18 protein-coding genes are annotated in these 23653 nt (G+C 73.7%); 13 read left to right on the plus strand and 5 right to left on the minus strand.

The features are described from left to right. The first annotated feature begins 370 nt into the window (after positions 1–370). The gene (locus AB0K65_RS29690; protein ID WP_365721908.1) at positions 371–1384 is read left to right on the plus strand and encodes a DNA-3-methyladenine glycosylase 2 family protein; all 1014 of its coding nucleotides are present in this window, start codon (positions 371–373) and stop codon (positions 1382–1384) included. 138 nt (positions 1385–1522) lie between these two features. On the opposite strand, the gene AB0K65_RS29695 is transcribed toward AB0K65_RS29690, so the two are convergent. The 3 genes from AB0K65_RS29695 to AB0K65_RS29705 all read right to left on the minus strand — a co-directional run bounded on the left by AB0K65_RS29695 (position 1523) and on the right by AB0K65_RS29705 (position 4581). Next, on the minus strand, positions 1523–2902 hold the full coding sequence (locus AB0K65_RS29695) for a coenzyme F420-0:L-glutamate ligase (RefSeq protein ID WP_365721939.1): 1380 nt from the start codon (positions 2900–2902) through the stop codon (positions 1523–1525). 95 nt (positions 2903–2997) lie between these two features. Continuing rightward, on the minus strand, positions 2998–3954 hold the full coding sequence (gene cofD / locus AB0K65_RS29700) for a 2-phospho-L-lactate transferase (RefSeq protein ID WP_365721910.1): 957 nt from the start codon (positions 3952–3954) through the stop codon (positions 2998–3000). Between the two features lie 96 nt (positions 3955–4050). Next, positions 4051–4581 carry a cysteine dioxygenase family protein gene (locus tag AB0K65_RS29705; protein ID WP_365721913.1) on the minus strand — a complete coding sequence of 177 codons (531 nt, stop codon included), beginning with the start codon at positions 4579–4581 and terminating at the stop codon, positions 4051–4053. Between the two features lie 728 nt (positions 4582–5309). Between AB0K65_RS29705 and AB0K65_RS29710 the strand changes: the two genes are divergently transcribed. The 3 genes from AB0K65_RS29710 (at position 5310) to AB0K65_RS29720 (ending at position 11037) form a co-directional block, all read left to right on the plus strand. Continuing rightward, positions 5310–5573: a WhiB family transcriptional regulator gene (locus AB0K65_RS29710; protein ID WP_015033978.1), complete on the plus strand. Its 264-nt coding sequence runs from the start codon at positions 5310–5312 to the stop codon at positions 5571–5573. Between the two features lie 221 nt (positions 5574–5794). Next, on the plus strand, positions 5795–9511 hold the full coding sequence (locus AB0K65_RS29715; protein ID WP_365721915.1) for a glycosyltransferase family 2 protein: 3717 nt from the start codon (positions 5795–5797) through the stop codon (positions 9509–9511). Next, positions 9508–11037 (plus strand): DUF5719 family protein, encoded by a 1530-nt coding sequence (locus tag AB0K65_RS29720; RefSeq protein WP_365721917.1) that lies wholly within the window; start codon positions 9508–9510, stop codon positions 11035–11037. Before AB0K65_RS29715 ends, AB0K65_RS29720 begins: the two co-directional genes overlap by 4 nt. A 188-nt stretch (positions 11038–11225) precedes the next feature. Here AB0K65_RS29720 and AB0K65_RS29725 read toward each other — a convergent pair whose 3' ends face one another. Beyond that, positions 11226–11588 (minus strand): metallopeptidase family protein, encoded by a 363-nt coding sequence (locus AB0K65_RS29725; RefSeq protein ID WP_365721919.1) that lies wholly within the window; start codon positions 11586–11588, stop codon positions 11226–11228. A gap of 505 nt (positions 11589–12093) precedes the next feature. Between AB0K65_RS29725 and AB0K65_RS29730 the strand changes: the two genes are divergently transcribed. The 8 genes from AB0K65_RS29730 (at position 12094) to AB0K65_RS29765 (ending at position 21240) form a co-directional block, all read left to right on the plus strand. After that, positions 12094–12525, plus strand: coding sequence for a DUF3499 domain-containing protein (locus AB0K65_RS29730; RefSeq protein ID WP_365721941.1), 432 nt, complete (start codon positions 12094–12096; stop codon positions 12523–12525). Positions 12526–12764: 239 nt separating this feature from the next. After that, the gene (locus tag AB0K65_RS29735) at positions 12765–14132 is read left to right on the plus strand and encodes a phosphomannomutase/phosphoglucomutase (protein ID WP_365721921.1); all 1368 of its coding nucleotides are present in this window, start codon (positions 12765–12767) and stop codon (positions 14130–14132) included. 718 nt (positions 14133–14850) lie between these two features. Next, complete coding sequence (locus tag AB0K65_RS29740; protein WP_365721923.1) at positions 14851–15033, plus strand: Trm112 family protein; 183 nt, start codon at positions 14851–14853, stop codon at positions 15031–15033. 167 nt (positions 15034–15200) lie between these two features. Beyond that, complete coding sequence (locus AB0K65_RS29745; protein ID WP_365721943.1) at positions 15201–16355, plus strand: SIS domain-containing protein; 1155 nt, start codon at positions 15201–15203, stop codon at positions 16353–16355. Positions 16356–16481: 126 nt separating this feature from the next. Then, positions 16482–17633, plus strand: coding sequence for a mannose-6-phosphate isomerase, class I (manA, locus tag AB0K65_RS29750; protein ID WP_365721925.1), 1152 nt, complete (start codon positions 16482–16484; stop codon positions 17631–17633). Between the two features lie 72 nt (positions 17634–17705). After that, the gene (locus AB0K65_RS29755; RefSeq protein ID WP_365721927.1) at positions 17706–18671 is read left to right on the plus strand and encodes a cation diffusion facilitator family transporter; all 966 of its coding nucleotides are present in this window, start codon (positions 17706–17708) and stop codon (positions 18669–18671) included. Positions 18672–19004: 333 nt separating this feature from the next. Then, positions 19005–20462 carry an adenosylhomocysteinase gene (gene ahcY / locus AB0K65_RS29760; protein ID WP_365721929.1) on the plus strand — a complete coding sequence of 486 codons (1458 nt, stop codon included), beginning with the start codon at positions 19005–19007 and terminating at the stop codon, positions 20460–20462. 163 nt (positions 20463–20625) lie between these two features. Then, positions 20626–21240: a hypothetical protein gene (locus AB0K65_RS29765; RefSeq protein WP_365721931.1), complete on the plus strand. Its 615-nt coding sequence runs from the start codon at positions 20626–20628 to the stop codon at positions 21238–21240. A 30-nt stretch (positions 21241–21270) separates the two neighbouring features. Here the strand turns inward: AB0K65_RS29765 and AB0K65_RS29770 are convergent, their stop codons facing one another. After that, positions 21271–22233, minus strand: a complete 963-nt coding sequence (locus tag AB0K65_RS29770) for an RDD family protein (protein ID WP_365721933.1) — start codon at positions 22231–22233, stop codon at positions 21271–21273. Between the two features lie 119 nt (positions 22234–22352). On the opposite strand from AB0K65_RS29770, the gene AB0K65_RS29775 reads away from it, so the two are divergent. Then, positions 22353–23360, plus strand: a complete 1008-nt coding sequence (locus tag AB0K65_RS29775) for a stage II sporulation protein M (protein ID WP_365721935.1) — start codon at positions 22353–22355, stop codon at positions 23358–23360. The last annotated feature ends 293 nt before the right edge of the window (positions 23361–23653 follow it).

Consider the following 23653-nt stretch of genomic DNA (forward strand, 5'->3'; position numbering starts at 1 on the left):
CTCGGTGGACGCGGGGTGTGGCCCGCGCCGTTCGGCGGGCCTTCGGGCCGGGCGGCCCGGGGCTTCCGGTTCGGGCCGGGTCGGCCCGGGGCTTCCGGCCGGTGGCCGTGCGGGCCGGGGTCTCGGTGGACGCGGGGTGTGGCCCGCGCCGTTCGGCGGGCCTTCGGGCCGGGCGGCCGCACGTGGGCGCGGGGGGCCGTGGGTCACCCGGCGGCCACCTCCGGCGCGGCGCTCTCCGCCGGGGCCGGCCCGAGCCGCCCCCCCCGGCGGGACTCGGCCACCCGCCCGTACTCCGCGTCCTCCCCGCCCCCCGCCGGTGCGGCGCCGCACGGTGCGACCCGCCGGGGTCCGGACGCTTACCCTCGTACCCATGGCCGGCCGCTTCGCTCCACGTCCCACCCGCACCAGCGTGCGCGGCGGTCACGTCCCCGTACCCGCTCCTCGGGTGGCCGCCGCCAGACCCGTGGCCGGCATCACCCGTCGGTGGGTGCCGGAAGAGCCCCTCGATCTGGGCCTCACACTCGGCCCGCTGCGCCGCGGTCCCGGCGACCCCACCTTCCGTGCCACCCCCGACGGATCCGTCTGGCGGACCAGCCGCACACCCGCCGGGCCCGGCACCCTCCGGGTCGCCGCCCGGGGCGGCGCCGTCGAGGCCGAGGCATGGGGCCCCGGCGCGGACTGGTTCCTCGACCGGCTGCCCCAGCTCCTCGGCGCCGACGACGACCCCTCGGCCTTCACCCCCCGACACCGGCTCCTCGCCGCCACCCACCGCCTCCGCCCGGGCCTGCGGCTCACCCGGACCGGCCTGGTGATGGAGTCGCTGGTCCCGTCGATCCTGGAGCAGAAGGTCACGACGGACGAGGCGTACCGCGCCTGGCGCCTTCTCGTACGGAAGTTCGGCGAGCCCGCCCCCGGTCCCACGCCGGAGGGGACGTACGGGCTGCACGTCGTGCCCGACGCCCGCACCTGGTCGCTCATCCCCTCCTGGGAGTGGCACCGCGCCGGCGTGGACGGCAAGCGCGCCGCCACCGTCCTGCGCGCGGCCAAGGTCGCCCGCCGCATGGAGGAGGCCGCGGCGATGGAGCCCGCAGACGCCCAGCGGCGCCTGGAGCTGATCCCGGGCATCGGCCCGTGGACCTCCGCCGAGACGGTGCAGCGCAGCAACGGCGCCCCGGACGCCGTCAGCGTCGGCGATTACCACCTTCCGAGCATCGTCGGGTACGCCCTCGCGGGAGACCGCACCGCCGATGACGCGGCCATGCTCGAACTGCTTGCGCCCTACGAGGGGCAGCGGCACCGCGCGGCCCGGCTGATCCTGCTCAGCGGGCGGACCCCACCGCGCCGCGCGCCCCGGATGACCCCCGGCAACATCGCGGCTCTCTGATCACCGCCACTCCCGCCGCGTCCGCCCTCCCCGCGGCCGGGCGAGCGAGCGTCGCCGAGGCGGCCGAGGTCAGACCGGCCGACCGACCAGGAGCGCGGCGGCCGGACGGACCGGGCGACCGACGTCCCGGCCCCGTCGTCAGCGCACCTCGATGAACTGCCCCGCCTGCCGCGCGGGCCGTTCCTTCGGCGGCGCAGCCGCGTGTCCGACCGCCACGGCCCCCATCGGGTCCCAGCCTTCCGGTAGTCCGAGCACTTCGCGGACGACGTCCCGGCAGAACATCGTCGAGGACACCCACGCCGAGCCCAGCCGTTCACCGGCGAGCGCCACCAGGAAGTTCTGCACGCCCGCCCCGGCCGCCACGACGAACATCTCGCGTTCGGCGGCGTCCCGGCGCGGGTCGCCGTAGTGGTGGGAGCCCTCCATGACCAGGCAGGGCACGACCAGATAAGGGGCGTTGCGCAGCACATCGCCGCGGCGGACCCGCCGGGCGACCGACTCCTCCGACTTCCCGTCCCGCCGCAGGTCCGCGATCCAGGCGTCCCGCATCGCGTCGAGCAGCCGGGTCCGCGACTGCGCCGACTCGAGCAGGACGAAACGCCAGGGCGTGGTGTGGTGGGGGGCCGGCGCCGTGACGGCGGCCGCGACGGCGCGCCGCACCGCCCCCGGGTCGACGGGCTCGTCGGTGAACTCGCGGACGGTGCGCCGCAGGGTCACCGCTTCCCTCACCGCCTCCGAGGTGCCCAGCCGGAACATGTCGTCGGCGGCGCTCCTGACCAGCGCCCGTGCGCCCTCCTCGGCCTCGCCCACCAGGTGCGGCAGCCCGCGCACGACGGCGACCGGCAGGCCGCTCGCCTTGCCCTTGACGAGGTCCCCCGCCGCCGCGAGTTCGTCGGCGGTGGCGACGACGGTCGCGCCGAGCGGATTGCCGTGGGCGTCCGTACCGCCGCGCAGGTCGTCGAGGACCCGCACGCCGGCGGCGCCGATGGCCACGTCCGTCAGACCGCTGCGCCAGGGCCGGCCGAAGGTATCGGTGACGACGACGCCGACGTCGACCCCGAGTTCGTCCCGCAGCCCCTCGCGCAGCGCCCGGGCCGAGGCGTCCGGGTCGACGGGCAGCAGCAGGACGGTCCCGGCGGGGGTGTTGGACGCGTCGACCCCGGCGGCGGCCATGACGAGCCCCTGCCGGTTCTCGACGATCCGGAGCGCGCCGCGCCGCGCGACCACGCGTACGGTCTCGGCGTCGATCGCCTCCTCGCGGTCGTCGGCGGCGATCACCCTCCCCTCGGCCTTGCTCACGATCTTGGAGGTGACGAGCAGGACATCGCCGTCCCGGAGGCCGGGGGAGGCGGAGGCGATCAGCTTGGCGAGATCGTCCCCGCTCCGCACCTCGGGAAGCCCGGCGAGCGCCCACACCCGATAGGAGGGCCCGGCCGCCTCGGCAACCCCGGCCGCCTCGGGAACCCCGCCTGCCTCGGTGGCCTCAGCCGACCCCGTAACCTCGCCCGACCCCGTGATCTCGCCCGCCTCCGTGACCCCGGTCGCCGACGCCGACGCCGACAGTCCCGACACCGCCGGCACTCCTCTCGCCCCCGACACCTCCGCCGCCCCCGTCATCCCCGGACCTCCTCCGCCAGGGCCAGCGCCTCGCGGGCCATCGCCGCCGTCGCGTCCAGGTCCGTCATCATCAGCGGCACCGCCCGGCAGCGGATCCCCGCCGCCTCGACGTCCCCCACGCTTCCGCCGTCGACCGTGTCGACCAGCCAGCCGTCGAGCAGCCCCGAGCCGTAGTGCCGTGCCACCGCGGAGGCCGTGGGCTCGACACCCACCGCCGCGAGGACCTTGTCGGCCATGCCCCGCACGGGCGCGCCGCCGACGATGGGGGAGAGGCCGACCACCGGCACGTCCGCCTCGGCGATCGCCTCACGGATTCCCGGGACGGCCAGGATCGTGCCGACCGACACGACGGGGTTGGAGGGCGGGAAGAGGACGACGTCCGCCTCGGCGATCGCCTCCAGGACGCCGGGCGCCGGCTTCGCGGCCTCCGCGCCGACCGGCACGACGGCCTTGGCCTCGACGGACGCGCGCAGCCGCACCCAGTACTCCTGGAAGTGCACCGCCCGGGACTCGCCGTCCACGTCGATGGCGACATGGGTCTCGATCCGGTCGTCGGACATCGGGATCAGCCGCACGCCGGGCTGCCAGCGCGCGCACAGCGCCTCGGTGACGGCGCTCAGCGGGTAGCCCGCGCCCAGCATCTGGGTGCGGACGATGTGGGTGGCGAAGTCGCGGTCGCCGAGACCGAACCACTCCGGCCCGACCCCGTACGCCGCGAGCTCCTCCTTCACCGTGAAGGACTCGTCCCGACGGCCCCAGCCCTGCTCCTCGTCGATGCCACCGCCGAGGGTGTACATCACGGTGTCGAGGTCGGGGCAGACCTTCAGCCCGAAGAGATGGATGTCGTCACCGGTGTTGCCGATGACGGTGATCTCCGCGTCGGGCGCGGCCCGCTTGAGACCGCGAAGGAAGCGGGCACCGCCGATGCCACCTGCCAGAACCACAATGCGCATGCGAACAGTCTGTCAGGCGAAGGCCGGTCTCCTGAGGGGTGGTGGCCGGGCGACGCTCGGGCGCAGCCCGTCCCCTGCCGGGTGGCCGCCCGCCCGTCAGGCTCCCAGCGGCGCGGGCGCCGACGCCGGCGCCGCCTCCGCCGACCCGGCCCGCTCCCGGTGGGAGGGGTGCGGGGGCATCTCCGTCAGGCCGGGGTAGTAGACGTGCAGGCTGACCGCAGGCTCCAGCGAGTCGTTGACGACCTCGTGCACGTACCCGGGCGCGAACACCCGCTGCGCCCCCGCGCCGAGGGTCCGCAGGCCCCGGTCCGTACGCTCCGTCAGCCGGCCCTCCAGGACGGTCAGTACCCCGGACGAGCCGCCGTGGTCGTGCGCTCCGCTGCCCTGGCCGGGGACCCAGGACAGAAGCCAGACCTCGTATCCGGGGCCGGTGCGCAGCCGGTGGTACCAGCGGGTGGTGGCGTCGTACCGGACGTACGGAGCCCACTGCGCGCGGTCGGCGGCGATGGAGTGGGCCAGGCCCGCGAACTCGGCCACGGTGGAGGGGTGCTCGCGGGCGGGCTGGAGGAGGTGCTGAACCTCGAGGATGTCGCCGGCGATCTGGAGGTCGCTGTCGCTGCTGTTCATGGGTGCGGTGGTTCCTCGGCAGGAGCAGAAGTGTGCAGTGCGGGGGTGTCGCGAAAAAAGTGGGGGTGCCCCGGGAAAACGGGGGTAACGCGAGAAGGGTGACGCGAGAGAGCGAGAGGGCCGGCGCCCTACGGCATCGATGGCCGGGGCAGCGACAGCCGGTCGACCGGCGGCTGGTGGATCAACAGCCGGGACAACAACAGCAACAGCGCGCCTGCACAGCGCGGCGGAACCCACGGACGTGGGTCGCGGCGGGCGCTGAGGTCGCTGGCATGGCACCAAAGGTGACGGGCGGGCGTCCCGACTGTCAACTCAATGACCGTTTTGGGGGTAATGTTTCACCTCATCCGGTTACAGCGCCCGGAGAAAGGTTTGTGCACCCCCGGGCCAGGAGACATGGCGCAGCAACCGAGCCCGTAAACGCGGCGGCGGTCTTGTGATCGGACTGTGATCCGGATCGCTTCCGTGGCTGAATCGCAACAAGATCCAAGCCTCGGGCGTCCTTTCCTGCGAGGAGGGGCGGTGGGTCAGGCCGGTGGCATGTGTCAGGTTTTTGGTGATTTGAACACTTTCCGCATAGCCTTGGTTCCGCAGAGTGAATACCGGGCCCAATAGCAGATTCCGGCTTGACTCGCACAGAGCACGAACTTGTAATTTCACTCGTGTCGTTCGGCCGGAATCGGTAACGGCTACATCACGGGGACGCAAAAGACAGACGAGGGGCGCACATGACCGAGTTGTTCCAGGAACTGCTGGTCGAGGACGCGGACGAGGAACTCGGCTGGCAGGAGCGCGCACTGTGCGCCCAGACCGATCCCGAGTCCTTCTTCCCCGAGAAGGGCGGCTCCACCCGTGAGGCCAAGAAGGTCTGCCTGGCCTGTGAGGTCCGCTCCGAATGCCTGGAGTACGCCCTCCAGAACGACGAACGCTTCGGCATCTGGGGCGGTCTGTCCGAACGCGAACGCCGCCGCCTGAAGAAGGCCGCCGTCTGACCGGAGCCCGCCCGGCGTCCGCCACCCCCGCACCGCGTACGCCGGTGCACACGTGCCGCACGCCGGAAAACCGCGCACACCTGTACACACCGAACGGTCCGCTCCCTGTGCTCTGTCCACAGGCGGCGGACCGTCGCCGTTGACAGCCGTTAGTGTGGGGCCCCGTCCGAGACGCACCCACGCCCCCTGCGGGCGACCCCGGCCGGAGGGCCCGTACCTCGATGTCCTCAACTCCCGAGTTTCCGCGACACGTCGTCACCGCCGTGCTCGTCGCCCACGACGGCGCCCGCTGGCTGCCGGACGCCCTCGCCGGGCTGCTCGCCCAGGAACGCCCCGTGCAGAACGTCGTCGCGGCCGACACCGGCAGCGCCGACGACTCCGCGCAACTGCTCGCCGAGGCGATCGGCGCGGACCGCGTCCTGCACCTCGCCCGCCGCACCGGCTTCGGAGCCGCCGTCGAGGAGGCCGCCCGCAACGCCCCCGTGCTCGGACCCGAGGAACTGCCCTACCTGAAGCGGCCCAGCGGCTGGGACCCCGTCAGCCGGACGTGGCGCGACGACGCCTACGACCTGCCCGAGCTCCCCCACGGGGAACCGGTGCAGTGGCTCTGGCTCCTCCACGACGACTGCGCCCCCGAGCCCGACGCCCTCGCCGAACTCCTGCGCGTCGCCGACTCCGACGCGTACGCCGCCGTCGTCGGACCCAAGCTCCGCGGCTGGTACGACCGCAAGCAGCTGCTCGAAGCCGGTGTCTCCATCGCCCGCAGCGGCCGCCGCTGGACCGGACTCGACCGCCGCGAACAGGACCAGGGCCAGCACGACCAGGTGCGCTCCGTCCTGTCCGTCTCGAGCGCCGGCATGCTGATCCGCCGCGACGTCTTCGAGGAACTGGGCGGCTTCGACCGGCGCCTGCCCCTCATGCGTGACGACGTCGACCTGTGCTGGCGCGCCCACTCCGCCGGCCACCGCGTCCTCATCGCCCCCGACGCCGTCCTGCGGCACGCCGAGGCCTCCGCACGCGAACGCCGCACCGTCGACTGCGCCGGCCGCTCCGTCGCCAACCCGCACCGCGTGGACAAGGCCGGAGCCGTCTTCACGCTCCTCGCCAACACCCGAGGCGCCGCCCTCCCCTACGTCCTGGTGCGGCTGGTCCTCGGCACCCTGCTGCGCACCCTCGCCTATCTCGTCGGCAAGGTCCCCGGCCAGGCCGTCGACGAGGTGATGGGCCTCTTCGGCACCCTCCTGCGGCCCGAGCGGATCCTCGCCGCCCGCAAGCGCCGCAAGAACCCCGCCGTGGCCGCGAGCGAACTGCGCCCGCTCTTCCCGCCGCCCGGCGCCACCGTCCGCGCCACCGCCGAACAGGTCGTCGCCAACTTCGGCGGCTCCGACGCCGACTCCGGCGGCTCACGCCACGGCGCCGTCGAAACCGGCCCCGGCGGCGACGACGCCGACTTCCTGGAGATCGAGCAGTTCGCCCGCCTGAAGAAGATCGCCGGCAAGCCGGGCCCGCTCCTCTTCGCCCTCCTCCTGATCGTCTCCGTGGTCGCCTGCCGCGGCCTCTTCGGCGGCGGCTCGCTCGCCGGCGGCGCCCTGCTGCCCGCCCCCGACTCCGTCTCCGGCCTCTGGGAGCGGTACGCCGACGCCTGGCACGCCATCGGCACCGGCGGTACCCAGACCGCGCCGCCGTACCTCGCCGTCCTCGCCGGACTCTCCACGCTCTTCCTCGGCTCCACCTCCTTCGCGCTGACCCTGCTCCTGGTCTGCTCGGTCCCGCTGGCCGGCTTCACCGCCTACTTCGCGGCCCGGCCGATCGTCGAGTCCCGGCTGCTGCGCGCGTGGGGCTCCATCGCGTACGCCTTCCTGCCCGCCGCCACCGGAGCGCTCGCCACCGGACGCCTCGGCACCGCCGTCCTCGCGATCCTGCTCCCGCTGATCGCGCGAGCCGCCGTCGCCGCCGCCGGACTCACCCGCCCCGACCGCGGCAGCTGGCGCGCCACCTGGGCCTACACCTTCCTGCTGACCTTCACGATGGCGTTCACCCCGATCGTCTGGCCGCTCGCGGCCGTCCTCGGCATCGCCGTCCTCGTCCTGCGCCGCGACGACATCACCGCGTACGGACTCCGCTTCCTCGCGACCCTCGGCACCCCCCTGCTCGTCCTCGCCCCCTGGTCGCTCTCCCTGCTGACCGGCCCCGCCGCCTTCCTGCGCGAAGCCGGTCTCGACATCCGTACGGGAACGGCGTCCGCCCTCGACCTGCTCGGGATCAGCCCCGGCGGCCCCGGCACCGTCAGCGGCGTCCTCCTCGTCGGCGTCGTGCTCGCCGCCCTGGCCGCCCTGCTGCGCGAGGAGCGGCAGTTCGCCGTCCGCGCGGCCTGGGCCGCCGCGCTCGCCGGCCTCCTCTTCGCCGCGCTGTCCAACGGCGCCGGCGGCACGGGCTGGGCCGGACCCGCCACCCTCGTCTACGGCGCGGCCCTCCTGGTCGCCGGCATGATCGGCGCCGAGGGCGGCCGCACCCGCGTCGCCGCGCACGGCTTCGGCTGGCGCCAGCCGGTCGCCGCCCTCATCGCCCTCGCCGCCGCCCTCGGGCCGGTGGTGGCAGCCGTCACCTGGATGATCGGCGGCGCCGACGGCCCGCTCACCCGGCGCGACCCCGTACAGGTACCGGCGTTCGTCGCCGAGGAGAGCGGCACCCGCGACCAGCCCCGCACCCTCGTCCTCGGCGGCACCTCGCCGGGCGAGGTCGCCTACACCCTCGTCCGCGGCTCCGGCGGCCGCCTCGGCGACGCCGAGCTGGCCGAGGCCGGCGGCGGCGACCCCCTCCTGGACAAGGTCGTCGCCCACCTCGTGGCCGGCTCCGGCGCCGACCAGACGGCGGAGCTGAGCGGCTTCGCGATCCGCTACGTCCTCGTACGCGACGGGGCACCGCGCCAGATGAGCCGCGTCCTGGACGCCACCCCGGGCCTGAGCCGCCTCAGCCAGCTCGACGGCAGCGCCCTGTGGCGCGTCGACCGCGAGGTCGCCCGCGCCATGATCGTCCCCGCCGCCCCGAGCGAGAGCACCCCGGGCGCGGGCGGCACGGGCCAGAGCGCCACGGAGGCGGCCCGGCCGGTCGCCGTCGCCGCGGGCCCCGTCGAAGCGCACACGAAGATCCCGGCGGGCCCCGCCGGACGGATCCTGCGCATCGCCGACCGCGCCGACGACGGCTGGACGGCCACGCTCGACGGCGAGGAACTGAAGAAGACCACCGTCGACGGCTGGGCGCAGGGCTTCGCCCTGCCCACCGAGGGCGGCCGCCTCGACCTCACGTACGACGAGCCGCTCACCCACACCGCCTGGATCTGGGCGCAGGTCGGCCTCGCCGTCGTCCTGCTCGTCCTCGCCCTGCCCGGCCGGCGCCGCGAGATCGACGACGACCTGCCCGAGGAGGAGGTCGTCATCCCCGCCCAGGCCATGGAGGGCGACGGCCGCCGGGCACGCCGACTGCGCGCCGCCGCCGAGGCGGAGGCGGCAGCGACGCCGGATGCGGCCCAGGACGCGGTGGACGCACCGGCCCCGGAGCCCGTCCCGGTGCCCGCCCAGCAGGCGTACGCCGACGAGTGGCAGCAGTCGGCCCAGGACCCGTACGCCCAGGCCCAGCAGGGCCACCAGCAGCCGTACGCGGAGTACGCGGCCGACCCGTACCAGCAGCACCCGCAGCAGTACGACCAGCAGGCGTACGAGCAGACGTACGAACAGACGTACGAACAGACCTACGGTCAGCAGCAGTACGACCCCTACCAGCAGCAGGGGTACGAACGGCAGCCGTACGGACGGCAGTACGACCAGCAGCCCACTGACCAGCAGCAGCGCGACCAGCAGCCCCACGAGCAGCAGGTGTACGACCCCTACGCGTACGGCTACGAGACCGAGCAGCGTCCCGACGGGAGCAGCAACCAGTGAAGCGCACCACCCTCTCCCTGATCGCGGCCGCCACCGCCCTCGCCGCCGTCACGGGCTTCGCCACCCTGACCGCGCCCGACGGCACCACCACCGCCCCGGCCACCGCCGGCCGGTCGCTGCCCGTGGAGCGCTCCAGCCTCCTCTGCCCCGCGCCGAGCACGTCCGAGGTGGCCGAGACGGTCTACACCTCGTACACCCCGGCGGGGAAGACCGACGCCGGAACGGGCGCGAGTGGAACGGGCAAGGCCACGGCGGGAAAGGCGGAGCTGAAGCCCGCCTCCGGCGCCGCGCCCGCCGACGCCAAGCCGAAGAAGCCGGGAGCCGCCAAGCCCCCGGCGACCGCCGGCCGGCCCGGCACGCCCGTCACCGCCAAGGCCGACGGCGGAGCCGTCCCGGCCCTCACCGGCTCGGCGACCGGCTCCCTCGCCCCGGGCTGGACCGTCCAGCAGACCACGATCGTCCCGGCCGGCGGCTCCCGCGGACTCCTCGGCGTCTCCTGCACGGCACCCGACACGGACTTCTGGTTCCCGGCCGCCTCCACGGCCAAGGAGCGCCAGGACTACGTCCACCTCACCAACCCCGACGACACCGCGGCCGTCGCCGACATCGAGCTGTACGGCCCCGAAGGGGTGCTCCCGTCGCAGCTGACCGAGGGCATCCCCGTCCCGGCCCACGCCACCGTCCCGGTCCTCCTCTCCACGCTCACCGGGGAGGCGCCGAAAGCCGATGTGACGGTCCATGTCACGACCCGCAGCGGCCGCGTCGGCGCGGTCGTCGGCGCCGCCGACGACAAGCTCGGCAGCGACTGGCTCTCCGCCTCGGCCGACCCGGCCCCCCGCGCGGTTCTGCCCGGCATCCCGAAGGACGCCACATCGGTGCGCCTGGTGGCGTACGCGCCCGGCGACGACGACGCCGACCTCAAGATCCAGCTGGTCGGCGAGACCGGCACGATCGTGCCGGCGAGCGCCCCGTCCCTCCAGGTGAAGTCGGGGATGACCGCGGCCGTCGACATGCCGGACCTCACCCGCGGGGAGGCGGGTTCGCTGCTGCTCACGCCGGCCGACCCGAAGAAGCCCACCCCGGTGGTCGCCGCCCTGCGGGTGGTCCGCGGCAAGGGCGACAAGCAGGAGATCGCCTTCATCCCCGCGACCCCCGCGATCACCGCCCGCGCCACCGTCGCCGACAACCGCGCGGCCGGCTCGACGCTCTCCCTGACCGCCCCGGCCGAGACCGCCGAGGTCAAGGTCACCGCCTCCGCGGGATCGGAGGGCGGCACCTCGGTCTCCAAGACCTTCACGATCAAGGCGGGCACGACGACCGCAGTGGCACCGCCGGTCCCGGCGGGGCTGAAGGGCTCCTACGCCCTGACGGTCGAACGCGTCTCAGGGGGTCCGGTCCACGCGTCGCGCGCGCTCGCCCTTCCCCAGGACGGCGTGCCGATGTTCACGGTCCAGACGCTGTCCGACGACCGGGGGACGGTCGAGGTCCCGACGGCGAAGCAGGACCTCTCCGTCCTGGACGACTGACGCTCACGCCGTTCGGAGACGGGACGGCTGCGAGGTTCGGACGGCGCTGCGAGGCTCGGACGGTCACGAGGCTCGCGGGGGGACGGGGACGGGGACGGCGGGGAGGGACCGGCCGAGGCAGGACGAGGCCGGGCAGGACCGGGCGCGGCCGGGCGCGGCACGCGCGGCCGCGGTAGGGGGCCCGCTCGTCAGTCCTGCCCGTACCGGGGATCGACCGACTCGGGGGACAGGCCCAGCAGCTCCGCCACCTGCTCCACCACGACCTCGTGGACCAGCAGCGCCCGCTCGTCGCGGCTCTTGGAGCGGATCTCCACGGGGCGCCGATAGACGACGACCCGCGCGGCGCCGTTCTTCTCCGCCGGTACCGAACCCCCCAGGGGTACGGCCTCGCCCGGCACCGCCGGCGGTACGTCCAGCACCATGAACTCCACGTCCGCCAGCTGCGGCCAGCGCCGCTCCAGCCGCTCGACGGAGTCCAGGACGAGATCGCGGAACGAGTCCGCACGACTCGCGGACAGCGGCACCTGCGGCGGGGCGACCGGACCGCGCATCCCGCGGCCGTGCCGGTCGCGGCGACGCGGTCGCGGCTCCGCAGGAGCGGAACCCGACCCGCCCGTCCGGGATTCGCCCGGACACGACTCGTTCGGGTTCGACGCGCCCGGATCCGACCTTCCCGGACCCGCATCGGCCGGGCTCGACCCCGCGGAGGCCGGCTCCGCGGCATTCGACGTCGGACGGGGCGAGGGGCGCGGCGGCACAGGACTGTCCATCACTGACGCAGCGTAACTCTCCTCGGTGTTCCACGGCCGGGGCGAACACCGGTCAGGTCCGGATCGGCCGGACCCCGCTGTCGTTTGTTGAGCATTCCGGCCAAGCGACGGCTCGATTACGTACGTCGCCGCGATCGGCCGTCTGGCCGTCCCTGACCGGTTTACGGTCGACCGCTGTCCGGATCGGCGGTCGTCTCCGCCCCCGCCGCCCTCCTCCCACCCAGGTCAGCGGCGCCGCGCCGGGAGGGGCCGTGGCCGACGTCACACCGCGACACGGGCGAGTGACCTGGCGGAGAGTCGTCGCGGCCCGCTCAAGAGTGCGGTACCGTCCAACGTCGTGAGCCCTGTACGTCGCTGTTCGCGCACCGCGTGCGGCCGCCCTGCCGTCGCGACACTGACGTACGTCTATGCCGACTCGACTGCGGTCCTCGGCCCGCTCGCCACCTACGCCGAGCCCCACTGCTACGACCTGTGTGCCGAACACAGCGAGCGCCTCACCGCCCCGCGCGGCTGGGACGTCGTGCGGCTCACGGACGGCTCCGCCCCGTCCCGGCCCAGCGGGGACGACCTCGAAGCCCTCGCCAACGCAGTACGGGAGGCGGCGCGCCCCCAGGAGCGCGCGGCCGAGGCGGGCGGCAAGGGCGGCGGCCGTGGCGGCGACCCCATGGAGGTCGGACGCCGCGGACATCTGCGGGTCCTGCGCTCCCCGGACTCCTGACCCACCGCCGCGCTCTCCGCCGTAACGCTTCCGCGCCGGCGGTCCCGTCGCCCCGGCGCCCCCGCTTGGACGGTGGCGACGCCCGCCGTGCCGGCACGTGAGCGTCCCGGCACGGGGCGAAACCGGCCACTCCCCGCCGACCGACCCCTCGGTCTGCGTCGCCGTGCCCCCGCCCGGGTAGTTTGGGCGTTCCGCACACGCGCCCCATACGCGTGCAGAGTCCTCAGGAGGGTTGTTCCGTGGCTGCTGATCTGTCGCAGATCGTGAAGGCGTACGACGTCCGCGGGGTGGTGCCGGATCAGTGGGACGAGGGTCTCGCCGAACTCTTCGGCGCCGCGTTCGTACGGGTGACGGGCGCGGACGCGATCGTCGTCGGTCATGACATGCGCCCCTCGTCGCCGGGCCTGTCGGACGCCTTCGCGCGCGGGGCCGCCCGTCTGGGCGCGGACGTCACGCTGATCGGGCTCTGCTCCACGGACCAGCTCTACTTCGCCTCCGGGCAGCTCGGCCTGCCGGGCGCGATGTTCACCGCCTCGCACAACCCTGCGCAGTACAACGGCATCAAGATGTGCCGCGCGGGCGCCGCCCCGGTCGGCCAGGACACCGGCCTCGCGGAGATCCGCACCCTCGTCGAGCAGTGGTCGGAGCAGGGCGCGCCCGAGGCCGCCCCGGCGGCCGGCGCGATCACCCGGCAGGACAGCCTGCAGGACTACTCCGCGTACCTGCGGAACCTCGTCGACCTCACCGCGATCCGTCCGCTGAAGGTCGTCGTGGACGCGGGCAACGGCATGGGCGGCCACACCGTCCCGACCGTCTTCGCGGACCTCCCGCTGGACGTCGTGCCGATGTACTTCGAGCTCGACGGCACGTTCCCCAACCACGAGGCCAACCCCCTCGACCCGAAGAACATCGTCGACCTCCAGGCCCGCGTCCGCTCCGAGGGTGCCGACCTCGGCCTCGCCTTCGACGGCGACGCCGACCGCTGCTTCGTCGTCGACGAGCGCGGCGAGCCGGTCTCCCCGTCCGCGATCACGGCCCTGGTCGCCGCGCGCGAACTGGCCAAGCACCCGGGCGGCACGGTCATCCACAACCTGATCACCTCCTGGTCGGTACCGGAGGTCGTGCGCGAGAACGGCGGCACGCCGGTCCGCACCCGGGTCGGGCACTCCTTCATCAAGGAGGAGATGGCCAAGACGGGCGCGATCTTCGGCGGCGAGCACTCCGCCCACTACTACTTCAGGGACTTCTGGAACGCCGACACCGGCATGCTCGCGTCCCTGCACGTCCTGGCGGCCCTCGGCGGCCAGCAGGGCACGCTGTCCGAGCTGGTCGCCGCGTACGACCGGTACGCCTCCTCCGGCGAGATCAACTCCACCGTCGCCGACCAGACCGCCCGCATGGCGGCGGTCAAGGCCGCGTACGCGGGCCGGGACGGCGTCACGCTCGACGAGCTGGACGGCCTGACGGTGACGGCCGAGGACTGGTGGTTCAACCTCCGCGCCTCGAACACCGAGCCGCTGCTGCGCCTGAACGTCGAGGCCCGCGACGAGGCCACCATGGCCGGACTGCGCGACGAGGTCCTCGCCCTGGTCCGCTCGACCGCCTGAGCCCCGGCCCCCGAAGACCGAAGCTCGCACCGGCCCCGGCGGCCCCCGAACGGGGCCCGCCGGGGCCGGCCCGCATCGGCGGACACGCCCCGCCTGCCGGGTGCGGCCTTTCCCTGGACCGGTCCAGGGCCCGCGAACGAGCCTCCGTACCCGCCCCCGGTTCCCTCTCGCCGGACTCTGCCTTCCCTTTCGGCCGGAGACCGGGCCTCCGGCCCGTCCCGCAATGGAAGCGGCGGTCCTTCCCCGGATCCGCACCGCTTCGGTTCCGGATCCGGCCGCCGGACCGTCTCGGGCCTCGACGCCGGGCCGTCGCAGTCGTCGTACCGCACACCGGGCGGGCCCGACGCCGCCTCCGTACGCCCCTCGCGGGCCTCCGGCCCGTCCCGCAACGGCTGGGTCGCGTCCCCGACCGCCCTCGCCCCGCCCCCGACCGCCCTCGCCCCGCCGCCGTCAGACCCCTCGCCCCGCCTCCGTACGCCCCTCGCAGGGCTCCGGCCCGTCCCGCAACGGTTCGGCCCCGTCCCCGACCGCCTCGCCACGCCCCCGACCGACCCTCGCCACCCCTCCGTCAGACCCCCGCCACACCCCCGTCGATTCCCCGCCGGATCCTCGCCGCAGGACAGGGCGGGCACGGAGCCGCGCCCCTGGTTCCCCGGCGGTAGGCTGACCTGGCCCGAAGCCAGCCAGCACCACCATCGTTCGTTCGAAGGGACCCCTCATGCCGCTCGAAGCCGGCCTCCTGGAGATCCTGGCCTGCCCGGCCTGCCACGCGCCGCTCGACGACCGCACGGCGGCCGAGACCCCCGAGCTGGTCTGCACGGGCGACGGCTGCGGCCTGGCCTACCCCGTCCGCGACGGCATCCCGGTCCTTCTCGTGGATGAGGCCCGCCGCCCGGGGTAGAGGCGAACAGCAGCCGCCGACGGCGCTGTCCGGCCGCGGTACGCCCGCAGGCCGGCACCCCAGCCGCAAGGGTGGTGCGCGTGGCAGCACGGGCCCGGCCGACGGCCGGGCGCGCCACCGGGACCACCACCACCAAGCCGCACGCCCCGCCCCGCTTCGGAGGCCCCATGCTGGACGAGACCCTCCTCGACGCACCGGACGCCCTCGCGCTCGCCGACCGCCGCGGTCTCCTGCGCGGCGCCGCCGAAGCGGGAGCACGGGTCCGGACAGCCGCCCGCCACGCCGCCGAGGCCGGCATCTCCGACCTCCGCCCCGAGGGCCGCCCCCGCGCCGTCCTCGTCGCGGGGCCCGGCACCGCGGCCGCCGGCGTCGCCGACCTGGTCGGCTCCCTCGCCGGCGCCTCCGCCCCGGTCATCCGGCTCCAGCCCACCGGCGTCGCCGCCGCGGCGGGCGCCCTGCGCTGGGCCCTTCCCGGCTGGGCCGGCTCCGTGGATCTCCTGTTGATCCCGACGACCGACGGTTCGGAGCCCGGTCTCGCCCTCCTCGCCGAACAGGCGTACCGCCGCGGCATCACCGTCGTCGCCGTCGCCCCCAGGACCTCCCCCCTCTCCGAGGCCGTCAACGGCTCCCGCGGCCTGCTCGTGCCGATGGCCACGGCCCCGTTCGAGAGCGCGGAGGAGACCTCCGACGACCTCGCCGCCGGCCCGAGCGCCCTGTGGGCCCTGTTCACGCCGCTCCTGGTCCTGCTCGACCGCGTCGGACTGCTCGACGCCCCCCAGGAGACCCTGGAGAAGGTCGCCGACCGCCTGGACCGTACGGCCGAGCGCTGCGGACCGGCCATCGCCACGTACAGCAACCCCGCCAAGACGCTGGCCGCGGAACTCGCCGACTCCCTGCCCCTGATCTGGACCGAGGGCGCCGCCGCGGGTCCCGCGGGCCGCCGTTTCGCCGCCGTGCTCGCCGAGCTGGCCGGACTGCCCGCGCTCGCCGCCGAGCTCCCCGAGGCCCTGCCCGCCCACGGGGTCCTGCTCGCGGGTGCCTACGCCGCGGGCGCCGACCCCGACGACTTCTTCCGCGACCGCGTCGACGAGCCGCAGGCCCTGCGCGCCCGGGTCGTGCTCCTGCGCGACCGGCCGGCCGGCGGCCTGACCGCCGCCCCCGCCGCCCGCGAGCTGGCCCTCGGCCACGAGACGGCGATCAGCGAACTGGAACCCGAGGAGGGCAGCGAGCTGGAGGCCCTCGCCGAACTCCTCGCCGTCACCGACTTCGCCGCCGTGTACCTCTCCCTCGCCTCCGCGGCAATCACTCCGCACACCCCCTGACGCCAGGCCACCAGGTCACCACCGCCACCCGACCCGTACCAGCGCACCAGGGCCCGTACCACCGCCCCACCACCCGCCCCATCCGCATCACCCGTACCACCGCACCGAGGAAGGCTGGAAGGCGCCATGGACCGCCTCGTCAACACCGTCCGCCCCTACGCCTGGGGCTCCACGACGGCCATCCCGGAACTCCTCGGCACCACCCCCACCGGTGAGCCCCAGGCCGAGATGTGGATGGGCGCCCACCCGGGAGCCCCCTCCCGCACCCCGCGCGGACCGCTGAACGAGGTCATCGACGCCGACCCCGTACGCGAACTGGGCGCCCGCACCGTCGAGAAGTTCGGCCCGCGCCTGCCCTTCCTGTTCAAGGTGCTCGCGGCCGGCGCCCCGCTCTCCCTCCAGGTCCACCCCGACCTCGCCCAGGCCGAGGCCGGATTCGCCGCGGAGCAGGCGGCCGGCATCCCCGTCGACTCGCCCCGGCGCAACTACAAGGACCCCAACCACAAGCCCGAACTCATCTGCGCCCTCACGCCGTTCACCGGACTCTGCGGCTTCCGCGCCCCCACCGAGGCCGCCGACGCCCTCGCCGCGCTCGGTGTCGACTCCCTCAAGCCGTACGTCGACCTGCTGCACGCCCACCCCGAAGAGGCCGCCCTGCGAGAGGTCCTGACGGCGCTGCTGACAGCCGATCGCGAGGAGATGGCCCACACCGTCGCCGAGGCCACGGCCGCCGCCGACCGCCTGGGCGGCGACCACGCCCCGTACGCCACCCTCGCCCACCACTTCCCGTCCGACCCCGGCGTCATCGCCGCCATGCTCCTCAACCCCGTCCGGCTCCAGCCCGGCGAAGCCATGTACCTCGGTGCAGGGGTCCCGCACGCCTACCTCGACGGCCTCGGCGTCGAGATCATGGCCAATTCCGACAACGTCCTGCGCTGCGGCCTGACCCCGAAGCACGTCGACGTACCGGAGCTGCTGCGCGTCGTCCGCTTCGAACCGGTCGACCCGACCCTCCTGCGCCCCGAAGCCTCCGAGTCGGGCGAGGAGGTCTACGACGCCCCCGTCGACGAGTTCCGGCTCTCCCGCTACGTCCGGGCGGAGGGCGCGGTCCCCACCGACGTCACCGCGGCCACCCCTCAGATCCTCCTCGCCGTGGCCGGCCGCCCCCGGGTCGGCGAACTCCCGCTCGCCGCGGGCGAATCCGTCTTCGTACCGGCGGGCGAGAGCATCGAACTGTCGGGTGCGGGTACGGTCTTCCGCGCCACCGTCGTGGCCTGATGTAAAAATGTGCGGCCGCACAGCGGCGGCGACAGCACGGCCGGAGCACCGACGAAGGGAACACGTACATCCATGAGCGCGTCAGGCGGAACCAAGGCGATCGTGGCGGCACTCGCCGCCAACCTCGCCATCGCGGTAGCCAAGTTCGTGGCGTTCCTCTTCAGCGGTTCGTCCTCGATGCTCGCCGAGAGCGTGCACTCCCTCGCCGACTCCGGCAACCAGGGCCTGCTCCTCCTCGGCGGCAAGCGGGCCCAGCGCGAGGCGACCCCGCAGCACCCCTTCGGCTACGGCCGCGAGCGGTACATCTACGCCTTCCTCGTCTCCATCGTGCTCTTCTCCGTCGGTGGCATGTTCGCCATCTACGAGGGCTACGAGAAGATCAAGCACCCGCACGCCATCGAGGCCTGGTACTGGCCGGTCGGCGTGCTCGTCTTCGCGATCATCGCCGAGGCGTTCTCGTTCCGCACGGCCATCAAGGAGTCGAACCAGATCCGCGGCGGGCTCTCCTGGACCGAGTTCGTCCGCCGGGCGAAGGCCCCCGAGCTGCCGGTCGTCCTCCTGGAGGACCTCGGAGCGCTCGTCGGCCTGGTCCTCGCCCTCTGCGGCGTCAGCCTGGCCCTCGTCACCGGCGACGGCCTCTGGGACGGCATCGGTACGCTCTGCATCGGCATCCTGCTCATCGTCATCGCGCTCGTCCTCGCCGCCGAGACCAAGTCGCTGCTGCTCGGTGAGTCGGCCGGCACCGACCAGGTGAAGCAGATCGAGGAAGCCGTCGTCGACGGCGTGACCGTCACCCGCCTCATCCACATGCGCACGCTCCACCTCGGCCCCGAGGAGCTCCTCGTCGCCGCCAAGATCGCCGTCCGGCACGACGAGACGGCCACCGAGGTCGCGACCGCCATCAACGCCGCCGAGGACCGCATCCGCGCCGCCGTCCCCATCGCGCGGGTCATCTACCTCGAGCCGGACGTCTACAGCGAGTCGGCGGCCGCCTCCGGCACCGACCCCGCGAAGTCGCCCGGCGGACCCGGCCACTGAATCCGCCACCCCCTGAGAGAAGCCCCGGACCGTCCTGTCCGGGGCTTTTCCCGTCCCCGGGCGGCCTTCCGACCCTCTGTCGAGGCCGGATCCGGCCGAATCCCGGCCCTGGGCGGACTGTGGGTCGAGGGGCCGATCGGTGTAGATTCGTGACCAGCCAGACGTCGCTGCTGATGGCGGTCGGGCGGTCCTCGCGGACCGGCCGAGGGAGAGAGGGCCTCCGACGACTGCACCGCGGGAGTACCCGGGCATTCGTATGCCCGCGGTGTCCCGAGCGCGGTGTCAGGCGCTTCAACCGACCCTCGAACCCGATTCACGAGGAGCAGCCCAGTCATGACGACTGTCGCCAACCAGCAGGACTTCAAGGTCGCCGACCTGTCCCTGGCCGCCTTCGGCCGCAAGGAGATCACCCTCGCCGAGCACGAGATGCCCGGCCTGATGTCGATCCGCCGCGAGTACGCCGAGCAGCAGCCCCTCGCCGGCGCCCGGATCACCGGCTCCCTGCACATGACCGTGCAGACGGCCGTCCTCATCGAGACCCTGGTCGCCCTGGGCGCCGAGGTCCGCTGGGCCTCCTGCAACATCTTCTCCACCCAGGACCACGCCGCCGCGGCCATCGCCGTCGGCCCGACCGGCACCCCCGAGGCCCCCGCCGGCGTCCCCGTCTTCGCCTGGAAGGGCGAGACCCTGGAGGAGTACTGGTGGTGCACGGAGCAGGCCCTGACCTGGCCGAACACCCCCACCGGCGGCCCGAACATGATCCTGGACGACGGCGGTGACGCCACCCTCCTCGTCCACAAGGGCGTCGAGTTCGAGAAGGCCGGCTCCGCCCCGGACCCGTCCACCGCGGACAGCGAGGAGTACGCCCACATCCTGCGCCTCCTCAACCGCACCCTCGGCGAGAGCCCGCAGAAGTGGACCCAGCTCGCGTCGGAGATCCGTGGTGTGACGGAGGAGACGACGACGGGCGTGCACCGCCTGTACGAGATGATGTCCGAGGGCACGCTGCTGTTCCCGGCGATCAACGTGAACGACGCGGTGACGAAGTCGAAGTTCGACAACAAGTACGGCTGCCGCCACTCCCTGATCGACGGCATCAACCGTGCGACCGACGTACTGATCGGCGGCAAGACGGCCGTCGTCTTCGGTTACGGCGATGTGGGCAAGGGCTGCGCGGAGTCCCTGCGCGGTCAGGGCGCGCGGGTGATCGTGACGGAGATCGACCCCATCTGCGCGCTCCAGGCCGCGATGGACGGCTACCAGGTCGCGACGCTGGACGACGTGGTGGAGACGGCCGACATCTTCATCACCACGACCGGCAACAAGGACATCATCATGGCCTCGGACATGGCCCGGATGAAGCACCAGGCGATCGTGGGCAACATCGGCCACTTCGACAACGAGATCGACATGGCCGGCCTGGCGAAGATCCCCGGCGTGGTGAAGGACGAGGTCAAGCCGCAGGTCCACACCTGGACGTTCGAGGACGGCAAGGTCCTGATCGTGCTGTCGGAGGGCCGACTGCTCAACCTGGGCAACGCGACCGGGCACCCGTCGTTCGTCATGTCGAACTCGTTCGCGGACCAGACGCTGGCCCAGATCGAGCTGTTCACCAAGCCGGAGCAGTACCCGACCGACGTGTACGTGCTGCCCAAGCACCTGGACGAGAAGGTCGCCCGCCTCCACCTCGACGCGCTCGGCGTGCGCCTGACGACCCTGCGCCCCGAGCAGGCCGCCTACATCGGCGTCCCGGTCGAGGGCCCGTACAAGCCGGACCACTACCGCTACTGATGCCACGACCGACGGCGCCCGCGCACTGACGCCCACCCGTCGACAGCACCCGTAGAGGACACAGGCAGGCCCCCGCACCCCCGTGCCGGGGGCCTGCCGCGTCCCTCACCGGGCGTCCCGGCCCGCACCGGACCTACCGCCCCAGGAACCACCCCGAGGACCCATGCCCCGCGGCCGCTATTCGCTCCATGACCCGCACGATCGCACCCCTCTCGGCGAAGAACACTTCCACTGCGCGCCCGGCCCCTCCGGCTGGCGCTACGTCGCCCAGACCACCACCCCCTCCGGCGACCACGCGGGCTCCGTCGACCTGGCCATCGACGAGCTCGGCCGCCCCATCCGCCTCGAACTCCACGCCGCGAGCTGGCAGGTCCGCGGCGCGGCCCTCGACGGCGTCACCTGGGTCCGTACCGACCCCACCGGCACCCATGCCACGGAAGGCAACGTGCGCGCCCATGCCTTCACCGGCACCTCACCGGCATTCCTCGTCGCGATCACCCGCCTCCTGCGCCTCACCCCCGGCTCCCCCGCGACCCGCGTCCGGCTCGTCGCCTTCACCGGCGGGGTGCTCGCCCCCCTCACGATCGACCAGTCCTGGGCCCTGGTGAAGAGTGAAGCGCACGCCACTGACAACGGCCCCCTGACCGTGGACGAGTACCTGGTCGACGCCCTGGACACGGGGGAGCGGCACACCCTGCACATCAGCGGCGACGTGGTCCTCGCCGCCCCCGGCATCGAGCTCGAAGCGCTGGAGACGCCGCCCTCGGTCTTCTCCTGAAAGACGCCCTAGGCGGGAGGCACAGACGCTCTAGGCGGGAGGCGCGAACCCCGTGGCGGGGGAGGCGGGATCAGGGGCGGGCCCAGCGGATGGGGCGGGAGCGGCCGGAGCCGTCCCCACCGGGGCAGCGCCGGGAGCCGCGAACCCGGAGCGCTGCCCGGCCGCCACGCCCGTCGCCACCCCCGGCACGTCACCGCTCCCCGCACCCCCTGCGTAGCCGCCCCCGACGCCGCCGGCCGTCCCCGCCGGGGCGAAGGCGCGTCGCGCCTCCCGGGCCTGCCGCTCGCCGACCACACCCGCCAGATAGTCCGCGGCCGGCACCCCGGGGGGCGGCGGCGTCCCGGTCCGTGCGACCAGCTCGTCGGCCAGCCGCTCGGCGAGCTGCCGCCCCACGCCCGGATCCAGCTGCCGGATCCGCGTCAGGTACTGCCGTATCTCCAGCCACAGCCCGTCCGGCACGGCGGAGAGATCCAGCTGACCGAACCTTCCGACCAGCCAGGGCGGGGGAGGGGGAACAGCCGCCGCCCGCGCCGCCGGCACCCGCTCCCGCACGACGAGCGCCCCCGCGAAGACATCGCCGACGCGCCGCCCCCGCTCCGAGACGAGCGAGGCGATGCACGCCACGACCCCGAACGTCATCAGGATCTCCACGACCCCCATCGCCCCGCGCACCAGCGCGTGCCGGAAACGGATCGGCCCCCCGTCGTCCCGCACCACCCGCAGCCCGCACGCCATCTTCCCGAGCGACCGCCCGTGCGACAGCGTCTCCACCGCGATCGGCGCCCCGACCAGCACCAGCAGGAACGAGGCGATCGAGAGCGCCGTCTGCGCGGCTTCGTCCAGCGAGGCCGTGGCGAACGCGAGCCCGACGGATACCAGCACGTACACCGTGAGCACCACCGTGAGGTCGATGCACAGCGCCAGAGCCCGGCTCGGCAGTCTCGCCGGCTGCAACCCCAGTACGACGGCGTCCCCCGTCACAACCCCGCTCACGACGCCCACCCTTCTCCGACCTTCCCGACCCCTCGGTACGACAGTCTGCCAAGCTGACCCGCAGCGCGCCGCAGTAGTACGCACCCGTACGCACCCAGTGCCTGGAGCAGCAGCCGATCATGGACCTCGACGTCTACGTCACCGCCCACCGCGCCGAGTGGGAACGCCTGGACCACCTCCTGCGCCGGGGCGGCAAGCTCACCGGCGCCGAGGCCGACGAACTCGTGGCCCTCTACCAGCGCACGGCCACCCACCTCTCGCTGATCCAGTCCAGTGCCCCGGACCCGATGCTCACGGCCCGTCTCACCCAGCTCGTGGCCCGCGCCCGCGCCGCCGTCACCGGCACCCGCCGCGCCTCCTGGCGCGACGCCGTCACCTTCCTGACCGCCGGATTCCCCGCCGCGGTCTACCGCTCCCGTCACTGGTGGGTGCCGACCGCGGTCCTCTCCACCCTCCTCGCGGCGCTCATCGGCTGGTGGATCGGGACGCACCCGGAAGTCCAGTCGGCGATCGGCGCCCCGGCCGACCTGCGCGAGATGACCCGCCCGGGCGGTCAGTATGAGACGTACTACTCCAGCCACCCCGCGGCCTCCTTCGCCGCCCAGGTCTGGACGAACAACGCCCAGGCCGCCGCCATGTGCCTGGTCCTCGGCGCGTTCCTGTGCTTCCCGGTGCTGTGGATCCTCTTCCTCAACATGCTGAACCTCGGCGTCGGCATCGGCCTGATGTCCGCCGCCGGCCGTCTCGACGTCTTCCTGGGCCTGGTGCTCCCGCACGGCCTGCTCGAACTGACCGCCGTCTTCGTCGCCGCCGGCACCGGCCTGCGCCTCGGCTGGACCCTCATCGACCCCGGCCCCCAGACCCGCCGCGCCGCCCTCGCCCAGCAGGGACGCGCCGCGGTCGGCATGGCCGTGGGACTGGCACTGGTCCTCTTCGTCTCCGGCCTGATCGAAGGCTTCGTCACCCCCTCCGGCCTCCCCACGTGGGCCCGCATCACCATCGGAATCGCCGCTGAACTGGCATTCCTCGCCTACGTCTACGTCCTGGGCGGCCGGGCGACCCGGGCCGGAGACACCGGCGACGTGGAGGAGTCCGACCGCAGCGCGGAGCTGCCGACGGCCGCCTGATGTGCGGAGCGCCCCGCTGACCTGCTAGTCTCCTCTTCGCCCACAAAACCTGTTGACACGGGAGATGTGGGGAGGTAGATTCAAACGGTTGCCTGGACTGGACAAGTTCGAGGGCGACCCGATAGTGTCTCTCTCGCTCCGGCCGGAAACTTCGATTTCCACGGAGCCACCCGATTCCTTATTCGAATCACGAAAGCCACCGATTAGGTCGGCCGGATTGAATCTGATAAAGTCGGAACCGCCGGAAAGGAAAGCGCGAAAGCGAATTCCTGGAAGGTGAAACCCGCTCCAGC

This window comes from Streptomyces sp. NPDC053755, assembly GCF_040677675.1.
Classification (GTDB): Bacteria; Actinomycetota; Actinomycetes; order Streptomycetales; family Streptomycetaceae; genus Streptomyces.

Excerpts from the sequence above, each read along its gene's own strand:
- cofD (WP_365721910.1), bottom strand. The coding sequence starts at position 3,954 with ATGCGCATTGTGGTTCTGGCAGGTGGCATCGGCGGTGCCCGCTTCCTT.
- AB0K65_RS29710 (WP_015033978.1), top strand. The coding sequence starts at position 5,310 with ATGACCGAGTTGTTCCAGGAACTGCTGGTCGAGGACGCGGACGAGGAA.
- AB0K65_RS29755 (WP_365721927.1), top strand. The coding sequence starts at position 17,706 with ATGAGCGCGTCAGGCGGAACCAAGGCGATCGTGGCGGCACTCGCCGCC.
- manA (WP_365721925.1), top strand. The coding sequence starts at position 16,482 with ATGGACCGCCTCGTCAACACCGTCCGCCCCTACGCCTGGGGCTCCACG.
- AB0K65_RS29765 (WP_365721931.1), top strand. The coding sequence starts at position 20,626 with ATGCCCCGCGGCCGCTATTCGCTCCATGACCCGCACGATCGCACCCCT.
- AB0K65_RS29740 (WP_365721923.1), top strand. The coding sequence starts at position 14,851 with ATGCCGCTCGAAGCCGGCCTCCTGGAGATCCTGGCCTGCCCGGCCTGC.
- AB0K65_RS29715 (WP_365721915.1), top strand. The coding sequence starts at position 5,795 with ATGTCCTCAACTCCCGAGTTTCCGCGACACGTCGTCACCGCCGTGCTC.
- AB0K65_RS29725 (WP_365721919.1), bottom strand. The coding sequence starts at position 11,588 with ATGCGCGGTCCGGTCGCCCCGCCGCAGGTGCCGCTGTCCGCGAGTCGT.
- AB0K65_RS29745 (WP_365721943.1), top strand. The coding sequence starts at position 15,201 with ATGCTGGACGAGACCCTCCTCGACGCACCGGACGCCCTCGCGCTCGCC.
- AB0K65_RS29690 (WP_365721908.1), top strand. The coding sequence starts at position 371 with ATGGCCGGCCGCTTCGCTCCACGTCCCACCCGCACCAGCGTGCGCGGC.
- AB0K65_RS29705 (WP_365721913.1), bottom strand. The coding sequence starts at position 4,581 with ATGAACAGCAGCGACAGCGACCTCCAGATCGCCGGCGACATCCTCGAG.
- AB0K65_RS29775 (WP_365721935.1), top strand. The coding sequence starts at position 22,353 with ATGGACCTCGACGTCTACGTCACCGCCCACCGCGCCGAGTGGGAACGC.
- ahcY (WP_365721929.1), top strand. The coding sequence starts at position 19,005 with ATGACGACTGTCGCCAACCAGCAGGACTTCAAGGTCGCCGACCTGTCC.